Source organism: Planktotalea sp., from assembly GCF_039984035.1.
Lineage (GTDB): Bacteria > Pseudomonadota > Alphaproteobacteria > Rhodobacterales > Rhodobacteraceae > Planktotalea.
The window spans coordinates 1-7,850 of sequence record NZ_JBDWVM010000302.1; the positions used below are offsets into that span (position 1 = coordinate 1).

Below are 7,850 nucleotides of genomic sequence, written 5' to 3' on the forward strand. Positions count from 1 at the left end.
CAAGATCCGTATTCTAGCCTGAATTCACGCCACCGCATCGGGGACATTTTGGCAGAACCTTTGTGGTTCTACGGCTTTGTTAAAGATGCGCAGGAGCGCGAGAAATTGGCGGCCTCCATGCTATCGCTTGTCGGGATGCAACCCGATGCGATTTCGAAATATCCACACCAATTCTCTGGTGGGCAACGTCAACGCATCGCAGTTGCGCGCGCCCTCTTGGCACGCCCACGCTTTTTGATCTGTGATGAACCGACCTCGGCGTTGGACGTTTCGATACAGGCTGAAATCTTGAATCTCTTGAAAGATCTGCAAGCGAAGTTTGGCCTGACGATTTTGTTCATCAGCCATAACCTTGCTGTTGTGCGCCAGATGGCCGACGACACCGCTGTACTGCGCAACGGCAGGATTGAAGAGGTTGGCGAAACTGACGCGCTCTATACGTCGCCGCAAGCGGACTACACAAAATCGCTGCTCGATCTTACGCCTGTGATGCCAACGACGTGGCAAACATAAGAAAATGATGCAGCTATACGGATATGACACCATAAATACGCTTAAGGTGTTGATGTTGCTTATGGAAACCGACAGTGAATTTGAATACGTTCCGATCAATATTCGTGCGGGAGAGCAGCACAAACCCGAATTTCTCGCCATCAATCCCGCGGGAAAAGTGCCTGTTCTGAAAGACGGCGATGCAATCCAAACCGAGTCAAATGCGATCCTGTTAAGTATAGCCCGAGACCAAGGTTGGGGACTCCCTGAAAACTCCAATGAGTACAAAGCTATGATCTCTTGGCTCTTCTATCAGGCCTCAACCCAAGGGCCACATTTTGGGCAGATCGAATACTGGTCCAAACATGCAAAGGCTCCCAATCCCGAGGCGTTGGCTCAACACCGATCAATCGCCAATCGCACGATTCAACATTTAGACGACCAGTTGAAAGAGAAACCGTTTCTCTGCGGTCAGACCTGCAGCATCGCAGATATCTCTCTGTTCCCATGGCTGCATATTCACGAGCATCTTGGCCTAACGCTTAGAGGCGCTGAAAACCTTGACCTTTGGCTTGAACGGATCAGGAAAAGACCTGCAGCGAAGAAAGCTCTGGCTTTCTTTGGACCAAATTCGATGTTTGAAAAATAACATCTCGTTTGGCGGCCAGCAAAGCGGCAATGCCCGTGGTCCCATTCCAAAGCGTTTCTGTAAGCGAAAATCATTGTTGCCTGCACTAGTGATGCTCTGGACACGCCCTTAACAACGCTTAAAGAACCTAAGATATTGAAAAGATTGGCGCACCCAGCAGGATTCGAACCTGCGGCCTCTGCCTTCGGAGGGCAGCGCTCTATCCAGCTGAGCTATGGGTGCCTAGGGGCGGTATAACTTTGCGCCCCATGCGCCGCAATGACAAAACGCCTAGCCGAACAAATCATGCGCCAGTTCAAGCGCGTCCACCAAAGCATCAACATCTTCACGCGTATTATACATCGCAAAGGAGGCGCGGCACGTGGCCGTTTCGTCCAAGAATTCCATTAAGGGGCCGGTACAATGCTGACCTGCGCGAACGGCGACGCCCTTCTTGTCCAGAATGGTCGAGATGTCATGCGCATGCGCGGCCCCGTCCATCGTGAAGCTAAAGATCGCGCCTTTGGTTGCGGAATTTCCTTGGATTTTCAGCCAGTTCAATCCGCCAAGACGCGCATTGGCATAATCACGAAGATCGGCCTCATGGGCGGCAATCGCCTCCATCCCGATCTCCATCATATACTCCAGCGCAACGCCAAGGCCGATCATCTGAACGATCCCCGGCGTACCCGCCTCAAACATCATGGGCGAGTCGGCATAGCTGACCGCGTCCTTGCTGACCTCGCGGATCATATCACCGCCACCGATGAAGGGGCGCATTTCAGCCATGCGCTCCTGCTTCATGAAGATCGCGCCAGAGCTGGACGGACCATAAAGCTTGTGACCCGTGATCGCATAGAAATCACAGCCGATATCATCGACATTAACCGGCATATGCACCGCTGCTTGGCTACCATCGACAAGCACAGCAACGCCGCGTTCATGGGCCGCTTCGGTGATCGCCTTCACATCGACGACAGTGCCCAACACGTTGGACATATGGGTCACTGCTATCAGCTTGGTGCGCGGCGTTATCGCCTCGATCACCTTGGCTGGATCGAGATCGCCGTTCACATCCACATCAACCCATTTGATCACCACACCTTGGCGCTCGCGCAGGAAATGCCAAGGCACGATATTTGCGTGATGCTCCATGACAGAGAGGATGATTTCATCGCCCTCTTTCAAGTTCGGCATGGCCCAACCATAGGCGACACTATTGATGCCCTCGGTCGTGCCGGAGTTGAACACAATCTGCTCTTGATCCGCGACATTCAAGAATTTCGCAATGGTGCCGCGCACCGCCTCATATTTCTCTGTTGAGAGATTGCTGAGGTAATGCAAACCGCGGTGTACGTTGGCGTATTCTTCCGCATAGGCGCGCGTGATCGCATCGATCACGACCTGCGGCTTTTGCGCGGACGCGCCGCTGTCCAGATAGGTCAGTGGTTTGCCATTCACTTCGCGTGACAGGATCGGAAAATCCGCGCGGATCGCTTCGACATCAAACATAAGGTGTTAGTCCCATATTCTGAACGCCCAGAAGCGTCAGCAAAATTGCAAGGCCGATCATGATCGCCAAACCAGAGGCGACAAGAATGCCGAAGCTTGTGAAGGTGCTCTCGATGGCGTGCGCCACATCGATAAATTGGATCAACAGCCACATGCCGTAAATCGACGCGCCCAAGACCAACAGACCCGCGAGCGAAGGCACGATAAACACCAAAACCATCGCAAGAACTTGCACCGTGAAACGCATGAATTGCAGCCAGATCAGCAGCGTCATCAACCCTTCCAACGTTGCCGTACCGCCAAAGAAGCGGCCAACAAAGGTGAAAGAATAGACGCTCATCGCGAGCCCTGCGGCAATCAACAATGCAAAGACAACGGGCGATGAAAAGATGATCGGCAGCGCGATTTCAGATGGCGTCAGAAGCTGCGAAAACTGAAAGGCGATTGCATTCAGTACAGCGGCAAGGCCTAAGGCAAGCCACAGCGAGCTGCGCTCAAAGCGCATATTGATCAGCTCGGCTGCAACGGTGCGCGGCTCAGATAGTGTGCGCGCAAAAAGGGTCAGGAAGGTGTTCAACATCAGCTTGATTTTTCCGCCTCATACAGGCCCGAAAGCCAGAACCATATAAACACAACGAACCAGACAAATCCGACCAATTGCAAACCGGGCCCCGCGCCGATGAAGCCTTCGATCAAGCCGTTGAGCAGCATCAGGGGGCTCGCGGCCAGCAGCGACCAAAACAGTGCAATGCGCGCGCCGTACCAGTCGCCCTGCCCGCGTAGCAGCTTCGCCACGATATGGCTCAGCGCCGCAATCGCATAGAGCGCAAGAGGCGCCACAAAGAGCCACGCCATCAACGCACCGCCAAGCAACATGTTGAGGTCCTGCCCTGCGATATGTGCCTCGCGTGCCAAGGCAGGCCAGCGCGACACGAAAGTAATCAAACATCCTGCCATCAAGATCATAAGCGCGCGTTCTTCGCGCTGCCCCATGGCCAAAATCCGCGCAAATGCCTTGCGCGGACCTTTATAGGTGGCAACCATGTCCGAAGAGATCGCCATTAGCTGCTACGACGCGCCAAGAGCCACGCGGCCAAGCGATCATTGATTGTTTCGGCAAGCGCGCTGTCTTCAATTTCCTCAACGGCCTCGGCAAGGAAAGACAAGGTCAGCAAATCGGTCGCCTCGCCCAATTCAACACCGCGCGAGCGCAGGTAGAACAATGCGTCCTCATCAATCGCACCAGAGGTGGAGCCGTGTGAGCAAGCCACGTCATCGGCGTAGATTTCAAGTTCTGGCTTGGCGAGGAACTGACTGTCGTCATCGAGCAAAAGCGATTGGCTGATTTGATAGCCATCGGTTTTTTGCGCGTCCTTCTTCACCAGAATTTTGCCTTGGAACACGCCCGTTGCGCCATTGCGCAGAACCTTTTTGAAGACCTGACGGCTTTCGCAGTTCACAGCGTCATGGGTGATGAACACCGTGTCGTCGTGATGAAAATCGCCATCGCCAAGCGCGGCGCCGGCCACATGTGCCTGCGCATCATCGCCCGTCAGCTCGATCACGCATTCGTTGCGCGTCATCACTCCGTTTGCGGTCAACGTGAAGCTTTTGAAGACTGACTCAGCGCCAAGGCGCGTGAACAGATGCGTCGCTGTGCGGCGATCATGATCGCGACCCTGAACGCAGATATGGTGGAACTTGGCAGTGTCCGCGATATCAACTTCAACGCATTTGTTAAAGCGCGCAGCAGCCGGACCGTTCTCCAAAAGGGTCACTTCAGCGCCTGCATCCACCTTCACAACGTGATGGAGGATCGCGTCAGAACTATCTGATACTTGGTTATAAATCAGATTTATCGGCTTGCTTGGCGTCGCTGTCACGTGGATCAAGACACCATCGCTCGCAAATGCGGTATTCAGCGCTGCAAGCGGACGTTCCACAGGCGTTTGACCTGCAGCTTCGAGAACCCCGTAGAGCCCCTTCGCCCAGTGAATATCGGTTTGCGCTTCGGCAAGACGCTCAATGCTCACGCCGTCCAGCGACAGATCATCAGAGGCATCCGCATCGAAGACACCGTCGTTGAAGACGATCTTGAGGCAGTCCATGTCCGCGAAGACAGGCGCTTCGTCGCTCTGAAACGGTGCAGCAGCGACAGGTGCAGCTTGAACGAAAGTATCAGGGCGCGTGTATTTCCAGTATTCATCGCGGCGCGATGGCAAACCAACCGCGCGAACCCGAGCAAGCGCATCGGCGCGTGCAGCGGCCGACCAGCCTGTTTGTGGCAACGCGAGGGTGCTCAAACGCTCCTCGGTCGCATCAATTTTTACTTGTGCAACAGCCATTTAAGCCACCTCAGCCAGAATGTCAGCGTAACCGTTTTGTTCAACTTCGAGCGCCAGTTCTGGGCCACCCGTTTTCACGATACGGCCATTTGCCATGATGTGAACAACGTCCGGTTTGATGTGATCCAGAAGACGCTGATAGTGCGTGATCACGAGGAAGCCACGACCCTCAGAGCGCAGCGCGTTCACGCCTTCCGCGACCAATTTCATCGCATCAACGTCCAGGCCAGAGTCTGTTTCGTCCAAGATGCACATCTTTGGCTCAAGCATCGCCATTTGCAGGATCTCGTTACGCTTCTTTTCACCACCAGAGAAACCAACGTTTACGGGGCGTTTCAGCATGTCCGCGTCGATCTTCAAGGATTTCGCACGCTCGCGCACGACCTTGAGGAACTCTGTCGCGCTCATCTCGTCTTCACCGCGCGCTTTGCGCTGTGAATTCACTGCTGTGCGTAGGAAGGTCATGTTGCCAACGCCCGGAATTTCCACAGGGTATTGGAACGCAAGGAAAAGGCCCGCTGCCGCGCGCTCTTCAGGCTCCATGTCGAGCAGGTCTTCTCCGCCAAGATCGGCGCTGCCGTCTGTGACTTCATATCCGTCTTTGCCAGACAAAACGTAAGACAAGGTGGATTTACCAGAACCGTTCGGGCCCATGATTGCGTGCACTTTGCCAGCTTCAACTGTCAGATCGACGCCCTTGAGGATTTGCTTATCTTCTTCCTCAAGAGAGACGTGCAAGTCTTTGATATTCAACATAATTTACATCCTCATTCGTGTTCGTTTAGGGCCCTAGTACGGGTCCTGCATAAGTGTGATGATCTCAAGCAGATGCTCTGCAGGGATCGGTGTTGGGGTTATTTCAAATTCAGCCATGCGGCCGATAAGACGCGGTGCGTCGACAAATTTTTCAACAGCGTGGTAGCTCTCGCGGCGCGCATAGTCATCGACAAGCACGCGCGTTTTTCTTTTGCAATTAAACGCCGCGGCCAAAACGCAAGCCGCACGAAATCGACCATCGACAAACACAACATCAGGATGCGCCATCTCATCGAGGTTCCAAAAACTCAGTGCATATTTGGCATAGTCTTTCCAATGGCTGTCATCTTTGGGGCGTCCCCAATGAACCGTTTCGCCAATATTCGCCCAAATTACATCTGGAACACTTTGGCAAGGTTCTTTGGCGAACCAAGCGTTGATCATTGCGACCCAATCTTGATCTGTTTCGATTGAAGTTATGTTTTTTCCAGCCATCTCAGCGGCCATAACGGTAGAGCCACCAACGCCATATTCCAAAATAACATCCGCCTGAGCATAACGCGCCCGTAAAACCGTGGCTTCGCGTTCCGGCAACGTCAATTCTGGACGTTCAATTATGGAGACGGCTTGGTTCATTAGTCTGTAATCACCGCTGTGCCAGAGGCAGAGACCATCAACATGGAGTTGCCGACAACCTCATAATCGAGATCAACGCCGACAACTGCGGTTGCACCAAGGGCTTTGGCGCGCTCTTCCAATTCCCGCATTGCCGTGTCGCGCGCGTCTTGGAGTTTGGACTCGTAAGCACCGGAGCGGCCGCCGACGATATCGGTAATGCTCGCAAACACATCACGCACCACATTCGCGCCCATGATCGCCTCGCCCACAACGATCCCCTTGTAAGAGAGGATTTTGTGGCCTTCGATGTTATTCGTCGTCGTTATGATCATCGTTCTTTTTCCAACGGTCCAACTGACCATTCATCTTAGCTTCTTCGTAGCGAAGCTTGAATTCTTGTTCTCTTAGATCGTGCAGTTCGCTACGCAGTTCTACGGCCTTCTCGAAGTTCTTCTTTCTCCGCGAAACTTTCCACGCGATGAAAAGTCCAATCAAACCAACCGTGCAAATTATCGACCAGAGCCCAGCTGGCTGTATTCCTTTGAGCGCAAAAACTAACGAAATTGCGAAATAGACACATAACCAACACGCGATTGGCCCCAAGACAGACGGGCCAGCAAGTGGGCCCATCCGGAAGTGGCGTGCTGTATGGTCTTCTTCGTGCATTTGTTAACCCACAGAGCCCTCGAGAGAGATCGCCACCAATTGCTGCGCTTCCATAGCGAATTCCATCGGCAGCGCTTGCAGCACTTCTTTACAGAATCCGTTCACGACCAAGGCGACGGCCTCTTCCTCGTCCATACCGCGCTGGCGGCAGTAGAAGAGTTGTTCGTCATCCACCTTGGATGTGGTCGCTTCGTGCTCCACGCGGGCGGAGTTATTCTTCACCTCGATATAAGGAACCGTGTGCGCGCCGCATTTGTCGCCGATCAGAAGGCTGTCGCACTGCGTATAGTTGCGCGCCTCTTTCGCTTTTGGATGCATGGACACGAGACCACGGTAGGTGTTCTGCGCGAAACCAGCAGAGATGCCTTTGGAGACGATCCGTGACTTGGTGTCTTTGCCAAGGTGGATCATCTTCGTGCCTGTGTCGGCCTGCTGGTAGTTGTTCGCGATGGCGATTGAGTAGAACTCGCCTTGGCTCTCGTTACCGCGCAGGATGCAAGACGGGTATTTCCACGTCACAGCAGAGCCCGTTTCAACCTGTGTCCACATGATCTTGGCACGATCACCACGGCAATCAGCACGTTTGGTCACGAAGTTATAGATACCACCCTTGCCGTTCTCATCACCTGGGAACCAGTTCTGAACGGTGGAGTATTTCACTTCGGCATCTTCTTCGATGATGATCTCGACCACGGCGGCGTGCAGCTGGGATTGATCACGCTGCGGCGCTGTACAGCCCTCGAGGTAGCTCACATAGCTGCCTTTGTCGGCGATGATCAATGTACGCTCGAACTGACCCGTGTTTTCCGCGTTGATGCGGAAGTATGTGGACA

11 protein-coding genes and 1 tRNA gene are annotated in these 7,850 nt (G+C 53.8%); 2 read left to right on the forward strand and 10 right to left on the reverse strand.

Going from position 1 to position 7,850, the window contains the following annotated elements:
- Together ABJQ89_RS13790 and ABJQ89_RS13795 are read left to right on the forward strand one after the other, a co-directional pair.
- On the forward strand, positions 1 to 513 hold a 513-nt coding region (locus ABJQ89_RS13790), incomplete at its 5' end, for an ATP-binding cassette domain-containing protein (protein ID WP_348496768.1).
- 4 nt (positions 514 to 517) lie between these two features.
- Positions 518 to 1,141 (forward strand): glutathione S-transferase family protein, encoded by a 624-nt coding sequence (locus tag ABJQ89_RS13795; protein WP_348496769.1) that lies wholly within the window; start codon positions 518 to 520, stop codon positions 1,139 to 1,141.
- A 145-nt stretch (positions 1,142 to 1,286) separates the two neighbouring features.
- Here the strand turns inward: ABJQ89_RS13795 and ABJQ89_RS13800 are convergent.
- The 10 genes from ABJQ89_RS13800 to sufB form a co-directional block, all read right to left on the reverse strand.
- Positions 1,287 to 1,363: transfer RNA gene (locus ABJQ89_RS13800), tRNA-Arg, on the reverse strand.
- A 48-nt stretch (positions 1,364 to 1,411) separates the two neighbouring features.
- A complete protein-coding gene (locus tag ABJQ89_RS13805) occupies positions 1,412 to 2,632 on the reverse strand; it encodes a cysteine desulfurase (protein ID WP_348496770.1) in 1,221 nt (406 codons plus the stop codon).
- Complete coding sequence (locus ABJQ89_RS13810; RefSeq protein ID WP_348496771.1) at positions 2,625 to 3,212, reverse strand: YIP1 family protein; 588 nt, start codon at positions 3,210 to 3,212, stop codon at positions 2,625 to 2,627. The genes ABJQ89_RS13805 and ABJQ89_RS13810 overlap by 8 nt, the downstream gene beginning before the upstream one ends.
- Positions 3,212 to 3,694, reverse strand: coding sequence for a YIP1 family protein (locus ABJQ89_RS13815; RefSeq protein ID WP_348496772.1), 483 nt, complete (start codon positions 3,692 to 3,694; stop codon positions 3,212 to 3,214). Before ABJQ89_RS13815 ends, ABJQ89_RS13810 begins: the two co-directional genes overlap by 1 nt.
- On the reverse strand, positions 3,694 to 4,977 hold the full coding sequence (gene sufD, locus ABJQ89_RS13820; protein ID WP_348496773.1) for a Fe-S cluster assembly protein SufD: 1,284 nt from the start codon (positions 4,975 to 4,977) through the stop codon (positions 3,694 to 3,696). The genes ABJQ89_RS13815 and sufD overlap by 1 nt, the downstream gene beginning before the upstream one ends.
- Positions 4,978 to 5,733 (reverse strand): Fe-S cluster assembly ATPase SufC, encoded by a 756-nt coding sequence (gene sufC / locus ABJQ89_RS13825; RefSeq protein ID WP_348496774.1) that lies wholly within the window; start codon positions 5,731 to 5,733, stop codon positions 4,978 to 4,980. It abuts the gene before it with no gap.
- Between the two features lie 33 nt (positions 5,734 to 5,766).
- Complete coding sequence (locus ABJQ89_RS13830) at positions 5,767 to 6,369, reverse strand: hypothetical protein (protein ID WP_348496775.1); 603 nt, start codon at positions 6,367 to 6,369, stop codon at positions 5,767 to 5,769.
- Positions 6,369 to 6,683, reverse strand: coding sequence for a heavy metal-binding domain-containing protein (locus ABJQ89_RS13835; protein WP_348496776.1), 315 nt, complete (start codon positions 6,681 to 6,683; stop codon positions 6,369 to 6,371). Before ABJQ89_RS13835 ends, ABJQ89_RS13830 begins: the two co-directional genes overlap by 1 nt.
- Positions 6,661 to 7,017: a hypothetical protein gene (locus ABJQ89_RS13840; protein WP_348496777.1), complete on the reverse strand. Its 357-nt coding sequence runs from the start codon at positions 7,015 to 7,017 to the stop codon at positions 6,661 to 6,663. The genes ABJQ89_RS13835 and ABJQ89_RS13840 overlap by 23 nt, the downstream gene beginning before the upstream one ends.
- 3 nt (positions 7,018 to 7,020) lie before the next feature.
- The coding region (sufB, locus tag ABJQ89_RS13845) for a Fe-S cluster assembly protein SufB (protein ID WP_348496778.1) at positions 7,021 to 7,850 on the reverse strand (830 nt) is incomplete at its 5' end.